The following is a 21731-nucleotide window of genomic DNA, read 5'->3' on the forward strand; positions in this document are numbered from 1 at the left end:
TTTCCTCCTATTTTAAATTCCGTTCAATTTTGTCGAGCTTGTCGATCACAACATCATATTTCTCACTAAACTTTGCTAACACATCATTTTGCGCCTCGATTTGTGCATTAAGCTTGTTTTCTCGTTCCTTTGTTGTGTTGAGAACATAGAACAGAACCCAGCAAAAGAGAACGGCAAAAGGACCTTGTGTCATTAAGTTTTGGACGACATCTACTTCCATTGGAATCACCTTCTTCCCGAAATAAATTACCCACATTGCACCAATTTGTCCATTTTGGATCTGGATTGTAACTTACTTTTTACCATCTTAATTGAGATAAGGTAACGTAAGCTGTTCCAATAGTGATGGTTCTGCCAGTATTTTTGGGAGTAATATAAAATGTTAACTTATCTCCTGCTTTAAATTTTTGTTGAAGGAACATCACATAGACACTGGATGAAATAACTGGATTCCAATTTCCAAAGCGTTGATATTCTGATCCATTCACGTAGCATGAGATAATACTATCTGATCCAACCGGAATATTCGTACTTGTCAAATAAAGTCTTATTAAATATAAGCCGTTATTTTTCAAAGTAATTTCAGACCGTGAACGATCATATTCGCCCAAATCATCTGATCTTGTATCTCCAAAAAGGAGTTTTGTTGGAATATTTTCAGATGCTACAGTTGTAGAATTATTCTGATCATACGAATCAACAAAAGAAGTATTTGACATATCCTCCACTGTTAATATCCGTTTCCAGCCTCTGAAAATCCCATCTGTATGAGTCGTTCCGTACCAATGACTATTATCATAGCTTCGACTCACATGAAATGTTTTGCGGTTATTTCCCGTTTCTATAATATCTACATTAAACCAAGAAGCATCGGTCGTTGATGGCATATTCACTGCGTTCGTTCCAGAGACATAATAAAAGCCAGATGGCAGTGTTAATATATCTGTACCAGTAGGGATAAGCATTCTATTTCCATTCGCCTTCAATAACGGATGCTCGTTCAACCTCTTCCATCCGCTCCATTCTTGCTGAGTACCGGTAACATCTGTCGTGGATCGATTGATGTACACATCACCAGTATTATTTGCCCCAATAATCCAGCCATAGGTATTTTCACTAAAGACTGATAAGGCTCTCATAGAACTTCTTGTCGGCAAATCAGGATGTGCTTCGTGGATATACCAAGAATGCACGCCTGGTAATTTGATGAGTTTATCCAAAATACTAGGATCGTTTGCATTAATTCTTTCGTATGCTCTTCCATCGTCAGCGGTAATTTTAGATAGTTGTCCTGCGTCCCATTTGTTTTTTTCGTTTTGACTAGGTATTTGCAGCCAATTGATCGCAATGTCATTCACATGATAGGAAAAACAAAATGCATTGCCTGATGTGTCAATCGCGATTCCTACGCCAATATTATTTTGACCCACAAGCTGAAAGCCTCTTAATGCAGCATTACCTATAGCAGGAGAATCGACTACTCCAGAACCACCTGGGGCATAGAAAGAGCAGGCACCTAACGATTTAATTCCGTTATAAATACTGCCGCCAGCTGGAATATTGACCAATTGGGATCCGTTATCATTCGTCATTTTATATAACTGAGATTGATTCCATTTCTTCTTTTCTGTTTCAGATGCGTGTACTCTCGCATCATTTGTATGTTTTAAGAACTGCTCTATTAATCCATGATCATTTTCAAGAAGTACTTTGACCATGTCATTAAACAAATCAGCATGTGCTTTATCATTTACTTCAAAAGGTTTTGGTTGTTTTATTTCCATTCAGTTTTCACTCCCTTGCTTTGATGCTTGGTTCCACTTCTTGGTAGCTGCTCTAGAGTGAGCATCCTTTGCTCATATCCTGTTTTTAAATCTTCCATTGAACAATCGCCTAGTTCCACCGCTTGCTTGACCAATTCAGGAGTCACCCATTTAAAATACAACGCCATTACCCAATAATTCATGATTCACGCTCTCCTTTATATAAAAGGATCTCATTTTTTAGCGCTTTTATTTCGTTTGTTAGATGATCACATTGATGTTCAAGCTGTTTTCTCATGAGCTTTTCTTTGGCTACTTCTTGTGCTAGATAATCTAGCGGAAGAGGCGGTTGATAACTTGGATTGATTTGAGATTCGTCCCACCATTCTTTCAATTCTTTTGCCGTTGGCTTTGGCACATCTAGATGCCACTCGTTAATGTAAGAACCGTCTCCATCATTTCTAAGTTCAAAGTCCTTTTGCGGATCCGCATCGGGGTATTTATACTTAATGGCTTCATATAAAATCATAGAATCCTCCTATCCTCTCAGGAAATTTCTGCCGCCTACTTCTGTAATATCAAAATAGTTGTACCAGCCTGAATTTTCAGATACATAACGACTAACATCTCCGTCATATCCTGCATACATGTAAATTTCTAAATAATCCCCTTTATTAGCCGGTACATTCGCAGCACCATAAAGTCCCATACTAAAGCTCAACGTATCAGATGGGCTGGTCGGGCTCTGTCTTTGATGTGCAATATTTTTATACCTTTTTCCATTTAAATAGATCGATAATTCAAAGTTTGCGTATCGTTGAAAGGTTTCAATATAAACACCTGCATTCACTGAATACATTCCGTTTTCAGGGCAGATGAAGCGATTATTTTTGATGTCAAAATTGTTATGACTGTCTTTTATCTTTCGATTAAAAAGGATTTTTTGATACTCACCTTTGGTTAATAACTGTTTTCCAGTTGTACCTATATTGGCATGACAGAACCCAGAGAGCTTATGCCAGTCGGTCCAACCAGATCCAGTCCACCAATGACGGCACCATGTACCCGTGCTATCAAAATAACTGCCCGCTTCGTTTCCAGTCCCATAGTAATATTGAACAAATCGAAAGTTACTATATTTTTCATTTTTCACAAAGCCAAATCTCGTAGGATATCCGGTATCATTCGCTTGTCCAATATCCATGAACGTAATGCCATCTGGATATTCCTCACCGCTGACTGATGCATCTTGAATGGCTTGATCGCCTGTTAGTTTAAATAAGCTTTCATTTGTGATTCCTTCTATTTGTCTACTGAGCTCATTGTCATTCTCCACAAGTGTGTTGACCATCCGGTTAAATAAGTTGGCATGGGCTTTGTCAGAGGTTTCAAACGGTAAAGGTGATTTTATTTCCACTTCTTTTCCCCTCCATTAATAAATATCATCAATCTCAAAAACAAATTCGATGTCGCCGTCTTTTTGTTTGTCTGTCATGGTGCGGATGGCGGTGAATTTGCCGGCTTCGTCGACAAGTGCTAGTTCGTTGATGACTTCTCCTGCAAGTTCTCCTTCGGCGATCGTGCAGGTGTAGCGGATTTTTGCTGGTTCCATGAAGGTAAACGAATCAATCTCTTTTTGGACGAGTTCTTTTTTGAGTTTTTGTTCAGTGCCGTCTAGTGAGATCGGTTTCCCATCCTTCGTCCCACCATTTCCAAATGCCATTTTGACGACTTTTGTGAGTTTTGTTCCTTCGGCTCTTGCCTTTGCCATTTGTTGACGTGCATATAATGTTGTTACGGTTAATTGATCAGCCATTGTGATCCTCCTTATAGCTCTATTTTTTGAGAAGTAGCTGCTAGCATTTTTGATCCGTCCAGCGGAACAGATCCATCGAGAATCCAGTAATGATCCTTAATCAGTAAGCTGCCGCCTTGTTCAGTTTGGACATGTACTGGCAGACGGAACGTCATCTTCTTTTTGGTTTGATGTGACAGCTGGTTTTTTATGCGTAAAGTCAATGCCGCTCCTTGCTTCGTTTCATGTACCGCTCCAGTCATGACATAATTCATTCGGTATGTGTTCTCTGACTTATGCTGAAGCGGCATTCTCATCTTCAACGAATGCCGAAAACGAGCAGGTACATCGGTTGTCCCTCGAGTTCCGCTCAGATAAAACGACCCATTTAATAAAAATTCACCATTGAGTAAAATCGGAATATGATCGAAAAAACCCACTCTGCTTCGCAATGTGAGCCTCCCGTGATGATCATTTATTTCATGTACATCGGTATGATGAAATGCAGTGAATGTATAAGCCAAATGAGCCGGTTTTAACGTTTCAAGTATTTCTACAATATATCTAGTGTTTTGCAGATCATCTAGATTCACACGTAAGGCGAAATGGTAGCGATTGGTGGTCAGATGGATGATGGCACTTGGATTTTTCAGAAAACGATTCACCGATTTCTCTAAAGAAAGATACGTGATCGGTGGAATGTTTGACATCATATTGAGTAAGCGTGCTCTGCGAAGTTCAATGGAATCATCTGATTCTCGCTGCACCTTCAGCATTCTTTCCCATCTATTCAATCCCCATGTCGCTGTCAAAGGGAAGAACTGATCCGTTAAATCGAAAATGGATTCATCCAATTGCTCAAACTCTGGCGCTTCTGTTTTAAGCAGGTGATCGACTTCATAAATCTCTGTAAAATATGGCGGCAAGTAGTTTTTCATTTCATCTTGTTTGCTCAATAACCTTCACCTGCCTCAGACGCGGTATCTCAATGTCCTGTAACACTAAGTTTTTTGACTCCCCATTCAATAACACGTTTGCATAATCTGATACACTTTCTGAATGGTACAGAATGTCATTTAATGCGGACATTCGAATGGTACTTTTTTCAAATGCAATTGATTTCAACAGCGCTTTGACCTTTTCTTCTATTTCTTTCTGCGCTCCTTCAAGGGTCCAGTCCATTTGAAGTTCGACGGCTACTTCTATGTCAATGTCCAGCCATTTGGCGCTTTCGACGGTCGCTTTTGAACCAATAGGCGCTTGTCCTTCTCCTTCGCCTGGTACTGGGTCGATATATTCCTGTACTCTTTTAACAAGCAGATCTGATGCAACATCTAGATTGCCGTCTGTGATGACAATCTTGACTGTTCCTTCTCCATTCCAAAGCGGGAATACCTTCGCTCTGCCAACCCCTGTCACTTCCTCAGCCCATTTTTTATAATGCGCCTTGTTGGCACTGACAGCCTCCCGCCTAGCACGTATTAAGTAGCGATCATATAACGAAGCGTCATCTTCTTCCTCTTGTCCGGGTATTACCAAATCTTTCATGATAATTGATTCAAGCCCCGGGATTGTATCAAGTGAAAGCAGCGCCTGATCTGTTAATTGACCATTGCCGACTTTGCCAGGTGTCTCGCATTCTAGCGTGCCATCGTTCGAATATTGGAAATAGACGTCTTCAATAAAAAACCGTGAGCCAGCTGGGATGTTGATATCCTCCGGCTGAATAGCTGCGGACCAAACCGCTTTAGTCGCTGGTTTTCTTTCAATTCCTACTTCAGCGGCCCGCCGATCTAGAAACTCTCCTTGTGCTGTATCTGCAAAGACCAGCTCGAATACTTGATCAAGCCAAATATAGGACTGGGCCAGTTCAGCGGCAGCAGGTGCCAAGGCATTCCAAATGACGCTGTTTTCTCTTTTATCTATATCATCTGGCAGTCTGTCTAGCATTCTTTCCATTAATGCTTCATACTTTTGTTCCTCAAACATCGCTCTCCATCACCTCCTCTATTTCTAATGTGCCTTCATCTGTGACAATAGCTAGCTTGACATGAAACGAGTCATTTTCCTTTGTGACCTCTATCTCTTCAATATGATCAATCCGTTCGTCCACAATCAATGCTTCCTCTAGCAGCCTCGGAATCTCCATTTCTTTGTATTCATCCGTGGCTTCTGTATCCGTCAAGAGCTCCTGAATTTCAGTGCCAATGTCGTGGCTGTAAATAGGATGTGCATACCGCTCTGTCCTAAGTGTCATATAAACGAATTGACGAATTGCTTCAATGCCTGAAATGGTTTCACCTGTCAATCTGCCAGTTTCAACATCTATTCGATACGTCGTCGAGGTTTCCACCTCTTCGTCTTCTTCTGTTTCCTCAATTTCTTCCTCTGGTGAAAGTGCCACGTTCATCACCTCCCTTACAATTTGTCGATGATGTAGAAGGATTGCCCTCCTGCCATTGCCAGCACCATAATGCTGTCTCCCCTTTTCAGTTCATCATCCTCACCCTTATTTAGGCGCTTTGGCCAAATCAGTAATTCTTCCGGGATGATCAGTTTATGGTTTTCATTTAACCGGATGCTTACAGGAGAAACTGCCGTGACTTCTCCAATCACCAGATCAATTGGAGAGGCGGCATCTACAGCATTCACTGCTAATCGTTTAATCGCTTCACTTAACCTCACGCTTGATCACCCTTTGGAATGGAATTTTTCTCAACGACATCAATTGTCATGGTGTGTTTCACTCCACTGAATTCATGTTTGTCTTGATCGATCCAGTACGTTTTTTTTACGTTGATTTCAGGGATTTTCAAATAGATTGGAAGACCGCTTTGCAGTTCAGGAATGCCTAGCGCTTGGATGCTTTTGACTTCTTGTTTCACGCCTTTTTTCTCTGCCAGCTGTACTTTGGCTCTTTTTTGTAGCTGCGGCTGGTTGATTTGCCCTGTAACCGTCTCAACATGCTGTAAAATACCGTATTTACTCTGACCTGCTTTATCCTGTTCGACCACTACAATCTCTGATTTACTGCCTTTTTTCTTATTTTTCCCCTGTTCATCTGCAGACGTGCGCAGCTTGACACGAGTGGCTGTTTCTTCAATCGAGGTGCTGTACTGATAGCCAATGAGATTGACACCTGATTCAATGACCCATACGTCCTCTGGATCTGGCCAAGCTCTCAGCCCCATCTTTCCTTTAGCAGAATAGATTTGATAGTTTCTGCCGGTTTGCCGCTTTGTCTCTTTTAATGCTTTCAGAATCATGTCATATAGGCTCGTATCGTTTTTAAACACTAGTGATTTTATGACATGACCTGTATTGGCGATGGAGGTCATGGGAATTTGAAAGTCAGCTCCAATCCGTCTCAAGATTTGATCTGCTCTTTGTTTTGAAAAAACATAGACATCTTGGTTTTTCACCAAATATTGAAGCATGTCGTATGCGGTAAAGGTCAGTTTCCCTTCAACAGGCGTCCTAGAAAACACAATGCCTCTGAACAGCTCTTTTCCTTTCCATTTAAAAAGAACCGTGTCCCCTTCTGAGACACGGTAATATGTTTGACTCCCTTGCTTTGTGATAATATTTGCTTGAATAGAGCGAGGGGCTTGATACCTTTGCCCCTGAAGTGTCACACTCTCTGTGACAAGCTCATACATGGTGCCGCTTCTGATGGCAAAAAGCTCGATCAATGCCAGCCCCCCTATTGTGGTATTTTTAACCTTTGTCCAGGGAAAATCCAATGCCCCGGCTGCTTAATATTGCGTTTGCTACGTTTAATCATCGCTAATTTATTCGCATTCCAAATACGCCGCCATTTTGTACTGTCGCCATAAAACCTGCCTGAAATGGCCCATAGCGTATCCCCTTTTTTGACGGTGTACATTTTTGGCGGTGTTTTTGAAGGCCTTTTCTTTTTCGTTTGTTTTGCTTTTTTCTTTCGTTTAATTTTCCTAGGCGATGCGGTTTTGTATTCCTTTACCTCGATCGTAAATTCACGATCGCCAATATCATACGATCCTTCTTTATGGGTGAAGCTTTCAATGCTGCACGTCATGTTGATTTTTGTCCCCGTTACAATCAGCCGCACAGACTTCTTTGAACGCATCATTCGTTCTATTTTCGCTATCGCATTCTCCGGTGATGGAATGCTTTTATATTCAGCAATTGGCGAATATTTCTTAGGAAATAATGAAGTGAATGATACTTGCTTAGCCGATGGGACATCAATAAAGGTCAGTTCTCCAAAAGAGGCAACCTTTACCGTTTCATTTTGTACGTTATTTGTGATTTCAAGTTCGGATGGAAGGACAGGGAATCGCAACTTGTCCTTTCCTTGGGAAATCCACAATTGATACACTGATTTACCCATCAATCACGACCCCCTTCGTTCCTGTATGAAGCTCTACTTCCAGTTCATCTACGAGCATTTGTCTAATTTTTTCGACAAGCGATTGCTGATCTTGTCCATTATGGAAATTCTGGTCCCCATTGAATTGAATGGTGATTTGCTTATTACTTGACGATGCTGTACGACTAGAAGACTGAGCTGAGGTGACTTGCTGCATTTGTGATTCTGGTAAAGGAGCAGACGCATTTACTGGATCATATACTTGCATTCCAAGTGCCTTGGCTGCCTGCGTTAATAAATACCTTCCGCGTATGCCTCTTTCTTCTGGAATGATCCATTCGCGTTTGTTTCCTTCACCGACTCTAGCAACCTGCTCCTGAGTAATCAGTCCACCATTTGCGTAGCCTTTATAAGGCCCGCCTGTTCTCATACTTCGTAATCCCGGTGTATTGAAGACTGTTCCATATCTGCCCTTAATGTAGTTAATGGCTGCTACGGCATTATGAATTGGGTTCCAAATGTCATTCATGCCTTTGCCTTTATTGGAGTTAAACGTCGTTCCAATTGTTTGCATTAAGCCTTTAGAAGGCGTTCCCTTCTTGGCGTTAGAATCCCATAAGTTGATTGCTCTCGGATTTCCATTCGATTCATGCTGCGCAATGGTCATCAGACCTGGAAGCCAGTTCATCGATGTGCCAGTTGCCATGAGAGCTGCCATGAGCCATTGCTGAACACTAAGACCTGAAGCCCCCATACCGCTGAAAGCTCCAATTAATGAACCAGCCTGATTTTCAGCAAACTTTTTCACATCAACTGAGTCGAGTCCTTTGACGACACCGATCGATGCAAATTTCCCAAGACTCATCATGACGCGTGAAGGGGAATGAATATCTAATTCCTCTCTAAACGCCTGCTCTACTTTCTTCGCCATTTCTTTGGCGGCTTGTGTGACTTCACTTGCTTTTGAACGCATGCCACTGTTAAAGGCATCCATCATTCCTGAGCCCCAGCCTGGTGATTCTTGTTTTGCTTGTAGAAATGGTTGTTTGATGTGCTGATCTACGTATTGGCTAGTACCAACTGAAGTGGCATTTTGACCTGTGGCAAAACCACTAACCGTTCCAGAACCCCAAGTTGGCGATGCTGTCATCACTTGTTGGTATGGTGCTTTTACACGACTTTGCAAAAAGCTATCTGTTCCTGTTGGTGTCATCTGCTGACCATTCGCAAAAGCAGCAACTGTTTGCTGACCGAACTTATTTGAGTCTGAGGTCAATTGACCAAAAGGCTGCTGAATATTCTTTTGCTTCCATTGATCAAGTGTAATCATTTTTTGATTTAATCCTTGTTCAAAATCCTTATTAAATTGCTCGCCTATGCTGGAGGCTTGAATGTTCCCAGTCATCGAGACCGATCCGTCTATTGAACCGACAGAAGATGATGAAGCTACTGCTGTAGGAGCTGGAGAGCTTGATACTTGATTTCCAGCTGCTCCGCTTGGCATAACAGACATCCCAAGATGAGAAGCAGCCTGAGCAAGCAGCATCTTCCCGCGCCCTCGGTTATTTTGAGTTGGAATGACAAATTCGTTACCTGCTTCACCGACCCATGATAAGGTTGGCTGGGTGATATAGCCGCCTGTGGCTTTTTTATCAGGGTCTCCAAAGACATGTTTCAATACAAAATCAACCCCACCGCCAGCCTTATTAAACAAATCTTTGACCCACCCAAACGCTTTAGAAAACCCATCACCAATAGCTTCTGCTACTTTTACAATCGGCTTTTGAATGTTGTCCTCAAACCATTTGGATAATCCATCCCATATATCTGTCACCACTTTATACGCTTCTTCGAACTTTTTCCCGAAACTGTCTTTAATGGTTCCTACGGTATCTACAAGTGGATTCCACACATTTTCCATAAACCATGACGATACAGCTCCAAAGATTGATTGTATCTTTTTCCATGCATTTGATAATGCTGTCCAAATCCCTGTAGCGACTGTAACAACTGTACTGCTCAGTGGTGTCCAAACGTTTTCAATAAACCAACCTGCAACTGCACTGAACGTTTCTTGTATCCATGTCCAGGCATTGACTAGACTTGTCCAGATGGTTGTTGCTACCGTAACGACTGTGTCGCTGAGCGGTGTCCATACGTTTTCGATAAACCAGCTTGCAACTGCACTAAATGTTTCTTGAATCCATGTCCAGGCATTGACTAGATTTGTCCAGATGGTCGTTGCTACTGTAACGACTGTATCACTTAGTGGCGTCCATACGTTTTCGATAAACCAGCCTGCAACTGCACTAAATGTTTCTTGAATCCATGTCCAGGCATTGACTAGATTTGTCCAGATGGTCGTTGCTACTGTAACGACTGTATCACTTAGTGGCGTCCATACATTTTCTGTGAACCAAGCCGCGACTGTTGACCAAACTTCGACAATTTGATTTTTGATTTCAATGGCTTTTTGGCCAATCTTTTCAAATCCGCCGCCATCAAACCATTTTCCAATTGTTTCACCGATAGATTCTCCGCCCATACTTCCAGCGATGCCGCCTACTAGACTGCCGATGGCTGTACCTATCCCTGGGACTACGCTTCCAATAGCTGCACCTGCTGCAGCACCTGCCATTCCGCCGGCGATGCCGCCTCCAGTCGTACCAATCTTTTCACCAGCATTCTCTTTGTTCATACCAATTAGATTTGTTGCACTAAGTACACTTCCTAGAATAGGTACTTTCTTTAATAATTTTCCGCTCCCTTTACCTATACTTTTCATTGCATTCCCTAATCCACTTAACCCCTTGCTACCTTTCACTAAACCCGTAAGTCCGCCAGCTGAAGCTGCGATACCCGCACCTTTCTTTAGTCCAGTAGGGATTTTTCCAAATAATTTACCTGCATTTGTTTTCAGTTTCCCTAATCTACTTGGAGGTCTTCTATTCATTTCGGCCCTTGATGTAGCATTTGGATTTCTTGTCTGTCTTGGTGAGCGACCATTTCGATTTTTAGTTTTAGTAGATCCTCCCCTGCTTAAACCTCTTGCACAGCAGGGGCAACAACTATTGCGAAACAAGCCTTTTCCACCTCGCGACTGAGGTTTCGTTTTGGGAGCTGGATTTGATGGTGCTGTTGTTGGTGCTGTTGTTGGTGCTGTTGTTGTTGGTGCTGTTGTTGTTGGTGCTGTTGTTGGTGCCTGAGTGGTACTTTCACTTGATTGATCACTTGCACCTAAGAACCGATCTAATACATTAGTCACCAATTGATCTAGTTTTTTTTCAGGATTAAATTTAATTTTCTCTTTAATTCTTCCGATCACATCTTGCTTGTACTCTTCTATTTTATTTTCAACCCAAGGAAGTGCTTTTTCATCCCAAAACTTTCTAGGACTCAATTTTTCCTTCACTTTATCTGCAACGTCACCTGCATATTTTTGAATTTCACTTAATCCCTTATTGGCAAGGTTCTGGAGCCAGCTCTGTTTAGGATCTTCTGTTTTCACTGACGGACTAACAGCCTCAGGTTCTTTTTTTATGTTTTGTTCTTTCACAACCGACTCTGCTTGATCTCGTTTTTTCAACTTACTCTTTGCATTGTCTTGAACAGACACTCTGATTTCGTGTTTAGACATCGTCAAGCTTTTGAGCGTCTTTTTGATTCGTTGAATTGCAGCGGTGGCTTGGTCAACCATGTTTAATCTCATATAGTACGTTCTGTTCATGAGCTGAAAGATAGATTTTTTGATTGATGACATTTTACCTGACAATTGATCGTTTAGTTTAAACGTCAGCATAATGGGGCTTGTTCCCGCTTGCTTTAAACGATTTATGCTCGATTTAATGACATCTAATCCCTTCGCTTGAATGGATATGACCAAGTGATTCGGGAACATATTTAACTGATTGTTTAATGCTTTAAGATCACGATAGATTCCTTGATCCAGCCTCATGGAAATCACTGACATTTTCCGAAGCGATAAACTAAAGTTTCTTAATTTCTTGTCATCTATATCCAGGTTTATTTTCACCGGTTTTCTAAATGGTTTGAGCTGCTTCTCAAAGGTTTGAAATCGTTTTTGAATGCGCAGCAGCTTCTTCGATACTTTGTCTTCTAATTCAAATCGCGCAGTGAGTTTCGCCAATTATTTCCCTCCTTTCTTTGCTTCTTTTTCTAGCATGTCGAGTTTGTAGCTGATGAGTCCAAATAGGAGTGCTTTGAATGGTCTTGGTGATTCGTATAAATCTAGGAGTTCAGATGGGGAATAGTGAAGCTCGTGCATGGCGTAATATAAAAACACGGCTTCCTTATCCCCATCTTTTATTAGTTTTTTGCTGCGTCTTCTAAATCTTCAATTTCGTCTTCGAATCCGTTGATTTCAATCGCTTTGTTTAACCAGTTTGCGTATTCACCGCCGACAGATAATACACGTTTTGCGACTTCAACTGGATCTTGTGTGCTGTAGGCTTCTCTTAATTCCTTCGAGCGGAAATCTGGATAAATAGTCGATTCAATGGCAATTCGTGCGTAGAAACGCTGGCTGTCTAAGTCCTTCACGCGGCCTCTGCCTTTGACATTCTTGAAGGTCGTGTTTTCTTTTTCCAGTTCATCAATGCGTTCAGTTGTAATGGCTTTAAAGACAAAAGGAATGACATTCCCTTTTTTATCAACAAAACGCTTAGAAATTGGTACTTTGACCTCTTCCGCTTCTACTGTTTGTCCTGGCATAAAAAATGAAAGATCAAATGTTTGTTTTTCGCTCATGTTTAAAAACTCCCTTTGTTATGTTTTTTTGAATGCAAAAAAGCACATCCATTTTTTGAATGTGCTTTCCAATCTTTTCATGTATAATTTAAACGGTACAATTGAACGGCTTGCTCAAGGGTGTCTGGCTCATCCCCGATAGGAAGGGGGTGATGCCAATGTCAACATTTGAAGCGATTTCCCTAATGCTTTTATTCGGGATGTTTATCTTTACTTTGTTGACGTATATAGACAAAAAATAGACTCCCCTTGAGCTTTGGACGGTTGAAGGGAAAGTCTATCCTTAAAACTATCTAATTGATTAGCCAGCCCCTTGAGGGCCTCATTGTACATTGCCGGGATGTTGTCGCATCCTGGCTTCTTTTTATTGTATGCAAATCGCTTTGCATGTAAACACGTTTTCTTAATTATTACATTGTTTAAGGATTACAGTTAAGTGTAATTACAGAATCCGTAATTTGAATTCATTATAACATAACGATAATTTTTTCAACAAAGAAATGTTACTTTTTTTATCTCTTTTTAAAATGTATCTTTCAACTTCTCAGGAAGATCAAAGTCCTCGAACGTAAACGGAACTTCTTCTTCAAGTGCCTCTGAATCGACGTCCAATCCAGCAATTTTAGCCGAATCAAAGTTGACATCGAATAACGTCACACGCTCTGTGCCTCTGCCTGATGATTTATCATCAATCACCGCTTGAAGAGTGAAATAAGGATCTTCCCCTTTTTTCACATAGTTGAGCATGAGTTGTACGAAACGTGAAGTGACTTTATAGAATGTTGCCGTTCCTGTTCCGTTTGCCCCAGTTGTTTTATGACCAGTCATTCTTCGGCCCATCACGTTGACTTCTGATTTGTTTTTCTCCACGTTTGCTTCAAACGTTTTGATAAAGGCAAGCTCCTCACCTTCTAAGAAAAGACGACCCTCTTTACCTGAAATTGTATTTTGCGCTTTAAAAGCCATCTTACTTCACCTCCACGTTGAAATAGAATTTTTCTGCTGCATCTACTGGTTGAACAGCTAGATCGATAATAAATCCATCACGATCTTCATTGAGACCGATCACGATATCTGTTTCTGAGTTAAAGCCTGTAATGCCGCTGCCATCTTGAAGCTGTGTGAGATACTGTGTAATCAGTGTTTTCACAAGCTGCACTCCATCATCAGATGCTGGGATGTCATTGCCATTGGCTTTGCGTAATTTAATCAGATTTTTTAATTCGAACGTTAAATCATTGTTGATGGCATCAAGCACACGAATGATTTTGTTTTTCGCCATTTGCTGATTCTTTTCAGCTGTGAAGCTTGTTAAAGAGTTAATATCTTTTTCAACACTCACCGTGCGGTCTCTCGCATCAAAAGTGAAGATGAACTCCCCTTGTGATAATCGGTATTCTACTTGATCATTATCAAGGCGTTCTAATGTATCTACTGCTCCTTCGTATTCAACAAAGGTGAGTGACTGATTGAAGTTTGCACCTGCACTTGCACCTGCAACCCAAGCTGTTGTTTGAGCAGGTGTTAGTTCTGTTCCATCTTCCAGCACAACACCGCTTGTCACATTAATGATGCCTTCTTGGTCAGCTACATAGTTCGCCACAATGCCTTGCACCTTACGTCCTTGCTTATCACGTAAACGCTCGATAAAGGAAGCGAATGTCGCTTTTAATTGCTCACTTTTATCGACTGGGAGCGCAATGACATCAAAGTATTCCGTTTCAGCTGCTTCTAGGAAAGCTGTATAATCTGCGACACTTGCCACACCGTTTTTCCCGCCGCTTAGTGCCACACCAGCCGTGATAACTGCTTCACCTTCACCAGAAAATTGAACATATTTGTTTTCTACAAGATCTTTGACATCCGTGACAACCTGCTTATCGACAATATCTGTTCCAAGATAAGTGATGACGTCACGTTTTGTGCTGTCGAGTACATTTTCTGCCACTTGGATAGTGATCTCATTTCCTTTTTGACCGCCATAATTGGCTGTGACCACAAATTTTTCTGCGATTTCCGCTTTGGCTTGTACCCCTTCGTTTAGGCGGTAAAGCAAGACCGTTTGTGCTTTTTTCTTTGCTTCACGGAAAAGAAGAAGAGACTTGTCATCAATGTTGAGTCCAACCTTTTTATTTAAGTCTTCCATATTGGAAACGGAAATAAAGGTTTTTGGTTCTCCCCAGCTCATCACAAGAGGAAGTGCCACCGTACCTCGATCGCCTAAAGTAATTCGCTGCTCTGCTGTTGTTTTAAAATTAAAGTAAATGCCAGGACGCTTTTTCTCTGTACCTGGTGTAAATGTGCCTCCGTTCATCCTTTAAACCTCCTTGGACAAAAAAGCATCAATGTGCTTTTTCGCTTCTGTTTTTGTAATTGGTTGATGTTTGATATAAAAAAGAGCACCTTCAAGGACTTCTGGTTTAACCCCAAAAAGATCCTTACTGTGCTCCTTTAAGGCTTCAAATGAAAAGCCAAATTCTTTTTCTTCGCCAGCTGTTTGAGCAGGCTCTGCTTTTTTAGTCTTGCTCACGTTTGATCACCCCATCTGAAAAGTTGATGTCTTCAAGGCTCGCTTGTTTGTCTCGGTTGTACCAATAACTGCTATCCCACGTCAGGACAATCGCTGCTACGCCTTGATCTATCATTCTTGTTTCCACTCTTTTTATGCGGACATAATCATCAAGCACCTCTCCATCTTCACTCATCATCTGAATCATTTGACGATCAGCAAGCAATGCATCAACAATTATTTCTGCCGCGTCATGTGCTTTTTCTGAATCCATATGAAACACTTTCACTTGCAGCGAATAAGATTTCATAAATGTAGATACCGTATCTGGACCGCTGATGACTGTTACGGGCGGCACATAAACGGATGGCACTTGAAAACGCTCTGGCAAAAGTCGATCATACATTGTCACAGGAAAGTGTGTGTAAATATAATGCATGATTGCCCCGACTTCTTGATTCATTTCATCACCTCCCAAAATGTCGATCGAACCAGCTTTGAAGCTTTCGATCCAGCGACTGTTCAAACATTTGCTCATAGAGCATGACAGCATGATCCCAGTAGCCATTTCCATCTACCCATTGAGAGGCAAGCATCATTCCTGTCTTTGCATTCGGATCATATTCAAAGCGGCTGCCAGCCCACCTGCCAGGCACCCATCTTCGCTCTCCACTTGAAGAAGTAGCATGTCCGTCATTGACATAGGAGGCATATTCAAGCTTCGTTCCCACTTCAAGTGTGAGACCACCTTTTGACATGAGAAAATGATTCTCCTTGTCTCCTTGCGTAAAGGAGCTTAGAAGCCGACCTGTATCGACAGCATTCTCCTTGATTAACTCATCCTGAATGATGTCCAAAAGCTCTAGACCCATGTCCTCTAGCCAATCTTGATATTCTGCTTTTAAGCCGCCGGCACACGCTGTTTCCAGCTGTGAAAGCAGCCGGTCAAGTCCATCAATTTTCATAGATTTTCCTTCCTGACTGCCATCACTTCAATGTGATGATTTTTCACTTTTTTGGGCTGCTGTAACTTAAGTGAGACGCCGTTCCACACCATTTTGTCATGCAGGCGAATATCACTTGCTAAAGGGAAATGGACAAGATAGGACTGATAAATCACTATATTCGGCTCTTCTTGCACAAGCGACTGATTCTTTTCTATGACATAACAAGCCAGATCTGTCAGGCTAGGCGCATCAGGATAGGAAAGAGTCATTTGTAAGTCATCAGCTGGAATCCCGAATTTTCCTCGGGAAGCCTCCTGATGTTCAAGGTGAAAAAGATCACAGCGATCTGTTAAGAGAGATTGATAACTCATAATGATCTCACCTTTAATTTGGTACTGCCCCCAGTAAATGATGGTTCAATGTAATCGACAAGCAGGGCATATACATAAGGTTTGCCTTTCACTTGATCAGCTGCCTTCGCATATGAATAATCACCCATTTTTTCTGACGTAAAGCCTTTCATCATAGATTCATCATCATTCAGCATGGCAAAATATTGGGCCATTTTTAATAATGCGATTCTTGCTTTTTCAGGGAGGGGCTGATATTTTTCGCTTGAGAAATCATGACCTACGATTTGAAATACCGCAGCTTCTGCTTCGATAATATCTGCTGTCAGTCTTTCTACAGATCGATTTTTCACACGCTCAAATACAGAATAGGCTTGCAGTTCTTCAGGAGAAATAATCATGGCCTGATGTCACCTACTCTTTCACTTTCATCACTTTTGCTACAGCATCCTCTTCCTCAAATTTGCTGTCTAGCTTCGCTGTTAGGACAATAATAAATTTACGTCTGCGAATATCTTTTTCTACTTCAATTCGAATATGACGAGAAAAACCTACGATAATATTTTTAGGGTGTGTCAGCAAAATATCTGATACGTCTGTTCCCGCTTCGTCATATGGCTGCATATTGGCAAGGCCTTTGACTGGCACACCGAATGCAGAAGAAAGTCCGCCTTGAATAACCGCATCTCCGAGAGTTGTCTGACGGTTTGCTACTTGATCCTTCCATTCCACCTCTAAACTTGGGGATGTGTAGAAACGGAAATCCTGAGGTACACGTAAATATTTTGACGGCATCGCTTTATAGGCTTGTTTAAACATTTGGCGGCTAATTTCCGCTCCATTGGCATCGACAATATGAGATACTGCTTGTTTTCTGACGCCATCCATTTGGGCTAAAAACGGATCTGATGAAGTCGTATCCCCATTGACGATGAGCTCTTCAATATCAACGGCCGCTCGTTCAGCAAGCATTTGCATAATTGTCTGCTGAATTCCGTCTTTTTCAATATTGTTTTCAATGCTGTCGTAGGTCATATGAATTTCTGCAATGACCTCTTTTGCATTTAGCTGGACAGTGCTTGTCGCTGGGACAACACGGTCTTTTGCATCAAGCGCTTTGCCTTCCTCTGCTGGGCGCAAAATACGCTGGCCAAAGCCGATTTTTTCGATTTTTTGTGAATCACTTTCCATCGGAATGATGCGTGCATCATTTAAAACGGTTGGGGTGTTTTGCATCATTCTAATGAATGTGTTGGATTGGGTTGCGTTCATGAGACCGCCGGTTTTTAAGCTGGCAAGTGTCATTTCGGCCTTACGAATCAACTCTTGATTTCTCACACTGTTTCCTCCTTATTTCGGCTTATAGTAAGCCATCCCATATGGGTTTTGTCGTGTCGTTTTGTGTATCGTGGATTGTTTGTTTTGATATGCCCCTTGCCTTTTCAAGCATGTGAATCCGCTCTGAAATAGGCAAAAGCTGCTCCTGAAGCACTTCCTGCATCGCTGCTTTTTCTCTGCTGGCTGATTTCTCTAAGGAAGAGAGCTGATGACGAATCGGTGCAACGACTTGTTCGAGCACTTTTTGGACAGGTTCTTCCCCTGTTTGTTCTGTTTCCTGCTTTTCAGCCTGCTGCAAGACGTTTTCGATGGCCTTTTTTGCCTTTTCGAGCTCTCGCACTTGATCCGTCGTCAAAGCGGCCTCTTCTTTTTGTACGTCTGCTGGCCTTTCACCAATCGTTTGAAGTACATCCTCTGTCTTCAGGATGTCCTGCATGATTGGAATGAGCTGTTCTAAGGTAGCTCTTACATCCGCCTCATCACCATCACTTGACTGTAAGGTTTCCAGCAGATGGTCTAAAATATTCCAAAATGGTTGTGACATGTTTGCACCTTCCTCTTTTAAAAAGAAATTTTTCAGCAAAGAAAAAAGACCTCTCTCATTTGTGTCTTGAGATAGAAGCTGATCTTGTTCTTCTATGGCGACGATGTCCGCCGTTCCGGCCATTGAATAGCCTGTAATGTGGCCTTTTTGAATTTGATCCCAAATCTCTTGGGAAGCCTTTGTCACAAGCACCCAAGATCCTTTGCGAATCAGCTCCCCGCCCACTTCAACATCAGCCGGAGCAATATATGATTCAACCACTTCGCCAACACCATCTTGAAAATCATGCTGCTTATCAATATGACGGGCATCCTTCATAAAGCCGTGTGCCGCTCTTTCAATTTCCTTGGCTGTCATAAAGTCTTGATGTGCATCAGGTGTATTCGGCTCATACACGACACCGTACACGAGGCGATGAGCATCTTCTGCCTTTGTCAGGACACTGACCTCCTTTTGAAAGTCAGGCCGCTTTTTCTTTGCTTTCATCAAAAAGAATTTCTTCTTGTTCGCTGCTTTGTCCACGTAGGAAACATGCGTAATTTTAGCGTTTTTTAGTTCTCTTGGCATATGTTCACCCCCTTTCAAAAAAGCGCACCCGCTTCTGTTTATTTCGTCAGCTGGTCCGGCTCTGGTTGAGGCTTTTCTTCAGCTGATTTCATGCGGCTTTCTAAAGGGCGGTGATACAGTTCCTCAGGCCATTCCTCTAGCGTTTTCCCGAGGATTCTTCCTGCTAAATCGCGCAAATCGTTAGGTGACACTGCCCCCGCCTGAATAAATGGTGTCAGTACTTTGGCAATCTCTAATGGATCTCTAAAATCAGGACCATTTAATAGAAAACGGACATGCCAAATTTCAAGATCCGGCAGAAAAAGAGTATTGAGTTTTCCTGTGATGAGATGCCGTTCCGGCTGAAATACTTGCTCTTCTGTTGTTTTACGCGCTGTATCTGCTGTCGCTTTGTTATAGTCTTGAGACTCACCTGTGTAAATTGGTGGAAGGCGAAACGCAGAGCGGATTTTGTTTCTTGTTTTTTCATCGTATTCTAAAAAAAGCGCATCTTCTTGCAGGATCTCGGCTAGAGATTTGAAGTTTACTTTGACATTTGAGACATCTTCTTCTCCCGTTAGCCCTTTTTCTGTCGGCAGACCTTCAACTTCAAGCAATAGAAATTTATGTGCATGATCAGATCCTTCAATATCGTCCATATAATCTTGAAGCTGCTGATAAGAGGATTCTGACAGCATCCCATTTTCGACAATGATGGCACCTGGTACATGCCGTCCTTGTTTAAAATAAAGATAGTTCAGCTCCTCTGCCTTGCGTGCTCCGTACATATTGACGATGTTGCCAATCCAGCGGGGAATCCCATACGTTCCGCTGCCAATTTTAAAATGAATTACTTCTGTTGCGCGAAGCGGCTCTGGTGTGGTGTCATCGTACTTGCCTGTTTCACAGTGCAAAATGCGCGGATCACCATACTCCTTGAAGAAGACTTTCTTTTCGTTGATTACCTGCACATATTTGCGGAATCGTTTCTTTCGATTCATTGTTCTTAATTCGCCATTTTCTGTGTAACTGAATTCAACGTCGACTGGCTCACTAAGCTTGCAAATGCGGATATGGAGCGCATCTAAATACTCGATTCCGGCCGGCTTTCCTTGTCCATCTCTCAGCACCTCTAAAAAGCCATTGCCCGTTTTCTCTCGGTCTTCGAGGACATAGCCAAGAATCACATCAGCGGACTCATCATAGTTCATGTACTTCGTAAACTCTTCAAGTCTTGTCCATTCCTTTTCTGCGGCTTTCTTTTTTGCCGGTTTTACACCTTCTGCATTAAAGTCAAAGGCATATTCCACCCCAAACCCAAAACCCAAAATATTCGTTTTGTACGCATCAATACATTGCTGAAGAATGGTTGAATATTCTGCCATGCTTTTTAATTCATTGATGTTGTAAGGCGGGGGAACAATGTCGTCTTTTTCATAGGAAAATTCATCTGCATACATTTGTTTTGTATGATCAGACATGTTTGCCTTCATAATCGTTGCTTTCAATTGTTTCATTGTATGGACCTCCTCTCTCTGTTTGGACGGACACGCTCTGAGGCGGTCTGTTTCAAATCCGTCACTTCATAATCATCCAGCGCATACCAGATCGCTGATAATGTGTGCGGATCGATTTGAAATGCATCTTCCTCTAAACGTCCATCCTTATCTGCCTTATAGGTCAGTGATTGAAGTTCATAGATTGTGTACGGACAAGCATCAGAGCAAATGATTTTTTTAAACCGTTTGATCTTTTTCGTATACTGCAAACGAGAGCCTTGGAACTTATGTGCTGCCACCATTTGAAATCCACGCTGCCGAAAATAGTGAATGGTTTTAGGCTCGGCTGCATCGGCTTTGATGAGTTCCTTTGATTCAATGAACTCTTTTAGGTCAACAGCTGTTTCATCATCTGTTTTCCCGCGGTCGTAATATTCCCAGTAAATATATAAGTACTTTTTTTCATGGTCGACGGCTAATCGAATGAGCGCATTGTATGATTCAACAAATCCAAAATCCATGCCTGCTCGTTTTAGCGGCCGGTCCATCTGCTGAATGGCTTCTAATACATCAGAATGGCTTCTCACCTCAAATTGAGGAAAAACCTTTGTGCCGTTGATGCCGAAATAGCCCTTCCTCGCAATTCGATAGAGGTCTGGGTCGTATTCTTTCAGCTCATCCAGCTGCTCCACATAGCTTTTAGGGAGAAATAGGTTATCTTCCGCTGTGGAGTGATGATAGTACGTATCCTTGATCACAACGGTGCGTTTTTTGTATAAGGTTTCGTCATCTAGGACAAATCGCTTCAACTGTTCATCTCGAAAGAAATGTCTGTACGTCCAATTATCTTGACCAACAGGATTGGTCGATAACATCATATAAAGCGGTAAGGACGGGTGCCTCAGCCTTCCAAGCAGCTCTTTAAAGCCTTCATAAGAAACCTCTGAACACTCCTCAATCCAAATCATCGAGATGTTGTTAATCGATTTCAATTTCTCAGGCTTGTCCAGCCCTTTGAATAAGATGCTGCTGCCATTTCGAAACGTCAAGGCAAGCGGCGAACTGCGGCACTTCACCACATGATCGATGCCAAGATCGCTGACGATCTCTTGTAAGAGAGAAAAGGTTGATTCGCGGTGCGTATCATATACTTCTCGAATGACAAGTGCTGTCCGTTTTTCTTCCAGCAGCTTTAAAATGAGTTTTAACGCAATGTGATAGCTTTTCGAGGAGCCGTAGCCGCCTACTAAAAATTGAAACTTTTGATTCCAATCGAATAGAAAGTGTTCAAAGTGAGGATTGACTTCTTTTTCAATCAATGG

26 protein-coding genes are annotated in these 21731 nt (G+C 41.9%); all 26 read right to left on the reverse strand.

Going from position 1 to position 21731, the window contains the following annotated elements; genetic code table 11:
- Nucleotides 1-7: 7 nt before the first annotated feature.
- Nucleotides 8-220 (reverse strand): BhlA/UviB family holin-like peptide, encoded by a 213-nt coding sequence (locus tag MKZ05_RS14080; RefSeq protein WP_106029229.1) that lies wholly within the window; start codon nucleotides 218-220, stop codon nucleotides 8-10.
- Nucleotides 221-299: 79 nt separating this feature from the next.
- Nucleotides 300-1784, reverse strand: a complete 1485-nt coding sequence (locus MKZ05_RS14085) for a hypothetical protein (protein ID WP_284907265.1) — start codon at nucleotides 1782-1784, stop codon at nucleotides 300-302.
- The gene (locus MKZ05_RS14090) at nucleotides 1775-1966 is read right to left on the reverse strand and encodes an XkdX family protein (protein WP_284907266.1); all 192 of its coding nucleotides are present in this window, start codon (nucleotides 1964-1966) and stop codon (nucleotides 1775-1777) included. The genes MKZ05_RS14085 and MKZ05_RS14090 overlap by 10 nt, the downstream gene beginning before the upstream one ends.
- The gene (locus tag MKZ05_RS14095; protein ID WP_251191363.1) at nucleotides 1963-2292 is read right to left on the reverse strand and encodes an XkdW family protein; all 330 of its coding nucleotides are present in this window, start codon (nucleotides 2290-2292) and stop codon (nucleotides 1963-1965) included. Before MKZ05_RS14095 ends, MKZ05_RS14090 begins: the two co-directional genes overlap by 4 nt.
- Nucleotides 2293-2301: 9 nt before the next feature.
- The gene (locus MKZ05_RS14100; protein WP_339160395.1) at nucleotides 2302-3180 is read right to left on the reverse strand and encodes a hypothetical protein; all 879 of its coding nucleotides are present in this window, start codon (nucleotides 3178-3180) and stop codon (nucleotides 2302-2304) included.
- A 15-nt stretch (nucleotides 3181-3195) separates the two neighbouring features.
- Nucleotides 3196-3579 carry a phage tail protein gene (locus tag MKZ05_RS14105; protein ID WP_003212666.1) on the reverse strand — a complete coding sequence of 128 codons (384 nt, stop codon included), beginning with the start codon at nucleotides 3577-3579 and terminating at the stop codon, nucleotides 3196-3198.
- Nucleotides 3580-3590: 11 nt separating this feature from the next.
- Nucleotides 3591-4514, reverse strand: coding sequence for a YmfQ family protein (locus tag MKZ05_RS14110; RefSeq protein ID WP_339160397.1), 924 nt, complete (start codon nucleotides 4512-4514; stop codon nucleotides 3591-3593).
- Nucleotides 4498-5547 (reverse strand): baseplate J/gp47 family protein, encoded by a 1050-nt coding sequence (locus MKZ05_RS14115; protein ID WP_339160399.1) that lies wholly within the window; start codon nucleotides 5545-5547, stop codon nucleotides 4498-4500. The genes MKZ05_RS14110 and MKZ05_RS14115 overlap by 17 nt, the downstream gene beginning before the upstream one ends.
- Nucleotides 5540-5962, reverse strand: coding sequence for a DUF2634 domain-containing protein (locus MKZ05_RS14120; protein WP_012011034.1), 423 nt, complete (start codon nucleotides 5960-5962; stop codon nucleotides 5540-5542). Before MKZ05_RS14120 ends, MKZ05_RS14115 begins: the two co-directional genes overlap by 8 nt.
- 14 nt (nucleotides 5963-5976) lie before the next feature.
- Complete coding sequence (locus tag MKZ05_RS14125; RefSeq protein ID WP_106029232.1) at nucleotides 5977-6243, reverse strand: DUF2577 family protein; 267 nt, start codon at nucleotides 6241-6243, stop codon at nucleotides 5977-5979.
- Nucleotides 6240-7250: a phage portal protein gene (locus MKZ05_RS14130; RefSeq protein ID WP_339160400.1), complete on the reverse strand. Its 1011-nt coding sequence runs from the start codon at nucleotides 7248-7250 to the stop codon at nucleotides 6240-6242. Before MKZ05_RS14130 ends, MKZ05_RS14125 begins: the two co-directional genes overlap by 4 nt.
- 11 nt (nucleotides 7251-7261) lie before the next feature.
- Nucleotides 7262-7930, reverse strand: coding sequence for a LysM peptidoglycan-binding domain-containing protein (locus tag MKZ05_RS14135; protein WP_339160401.1), 669 nt, complete (start codon nucleotides 7928-7930; stop codon nucleotides 7262-7264).
- Nucleotides 7923-12056: a transglycosylase SLT domain-containing protein gene (locus MKZ05_RS14140; protein WP_339160402.1), complete on the reverse strand. Its 4134-nt coding sequence runs from the start codon at nucleotides 12054-12056 to the stop codon at nucleotides 7923-7925. The genes MKZ05_RS14135 and MKZ05_RS14140 overlap by 8 nt, the downstream gene beginning before the upstream one ends.
- Nucleotides 12057-12194: a hypothetical protein gene (locus MKZ05_RS14145; RefSeq protein ID WP_088002055.1), complete on the reverse strand. Its 138-nt coding sequence runs from the start codon at nucleotides 12192-12194 to the stop codon at nucleotides 12057-12059.
- A gap of 41 nt (nucleotides 12195-12235) precedes the next feature.
- A complete protein-coding gene (locus tag MKZ05_RS14150) occupies nucleotides 12236-12676 on the reverse strand; it encodes a phage portal protein (protein WP_008344099.1) in 441 nt (146 codons plus the stop codon).
- Between the two features lie 522 nt (nucleotides 12677-13198).
- Nucleotides 13199-13642 carry a phage tail tube protein gene (locus MKZ05_RS14155; RefSeq protein ID WP_106029234.1) on the reverse strand — a complete coding sequence of 148 codons (444 nt, stop codon included), beginning with the start codon at nucleotides 13640-13642 and terminating at the stop codon, nucleotides 13199-13201.
- A gap of 1 nt (nucleotide 13643) precedes the next feature.
- Nucleotides 13644-14990 carry a phage tail sheath family protein gene (locus tag MKZ05_RS14160; protein ID WP_339160404.1) on the reverse strand — a complete coding sequence of 449 codons (1347 nt, stop codon included), beginning with the start codon at nucleotides 14988-14990 and terminating at the stop codon, nucleotides 13644-13646.
- A 3-nt stretch (nucleotides 14991-14993) separates the two neighbouring features.
- A complete protein-coding gene (locus MKZ05_RS14165) occupies nucleotides 14994-15206 on the reverse strand; it encodes a hypothetical protein (RefSeq protein ID WP_339160405.1) in 213 nt (70 codons plus the stop codon).
- On the reverse strand, nucleotides 15193-15648 hold the full coding sequence (locus tag MKZ05_RS14170; protein ID WP_106036168.1) for a phage portal protein: 456 nt from the start codon (nucleotides 15646-15648) through the stop codon (nucleotides 15193-15195). The genes MKZ05_RS14165 and MKZ05_RS14170 overlap by 14 nt, the downstream gene beginning before the upstream one ends.
- Nucleotides 15649-15652: 4 nt before the next feature.
- A complete protein-coding gene (locus tag MKZ05_RS14175; protein ID WP_050944008.1) occupies nucleotides 15653-16150 on the reverse strand; it encodes an HK97 gp10 family phage protein in 498 nt (165 codons plus the stop codon).
- Nucleotides 16147-16503, reverse strand: a complete 357-nt coding sequence (locus MKZ05_RS14180) for a YqbH/XkdH family protein (protein ID WP_339160406.1) — start codon at nucleotides 16501-16503, stop codon at nucleotides 16147-16149. The genes MKZ05_RS14175 and MKZ05_RS14180 overlap by 4 nt, the downstream gene beginning before the upstream one ends.
- Nucleotides 16500-16883 carry a DUF3199 family protein gene (locus MKZ05_RS14185; RefSeq protein WP_050944009.1) on the reverse strand — a complete coding sequence of 128 codons (384 nt, stop codon included), beginning with the start codon at nucleotides 16881-16883 and terminating at the stop codon, nucleotides 16500-16502. Before MKZ05_RS14185 ends, MKZ05_RS14180 begins: the two co-directional genes overlap by 4 nt.
- A gap of 13 nt (nucleotides 16884-16896) precedes the next feature.
- On the reverse strand, nucleotides 16897-17820 hold the full coding sequence (locus tag MKZ05_RS14190) for a phage major capsid protein (protein WP_253622286.1): 924 nt from the start codon (nucleotides 17818-17820) through the stop codon (nucleotides 16897-16899).
- A 22-nt stretch (nucleotides 17821-17842) separates the two neighbouring features.
- On the reverse strand, nucleotides 17843-18931 hold the full coding sequence (locus tag MKZ05_RS14195; RefSeq protein WP_339160407.1) for an XkdF-like putative serine protease domain-containing protein: 1089 nt from the start codon (nucleotides 18929-18931) through the stop codon (nucleotides 17843-17845).
- A 38-nt stretch (nucleotides 18932-18969) separates the two neighbouring features.
- On the reverse strand, nucleotides 18970-20427 hold the full coding sequence (locus MKZ05_RS14200; protein ID WP_044140773.1) for a phage portal protein: 1458 nt from the start codon (nucleotides 20425-20427) through the stop codon (nucleotides 18970-18972).
- Nucleotides 20424-21725 (reverse strand): PBSX family phage terminase large subunit, encoded by a 1302-nt coding sequence (locus MKZ05_RS14205; protein WP_226805368.1) that lies wholly within the window; start codon nucleotides 21723-21725, stop codon nucleotides 20424-20426. The genes MKZ05_RS14200 and MKZ05_RS14205 overlap by 4 nt, the downstream gene beginning before the upstream one ends.
- Between the last annotated feature and the right edge of the window lie 6 nt (nucleotides 21726-21731).

It is taken from the genome of Bacillus sp. FSL M8-0277, assembly GCF_037975305.1.
Classification (GTDB): Bacteria; Bacillota; Bacilli; order Bacillales; family Bacillaceae; genus Bacillus; species Bacillus pumilus.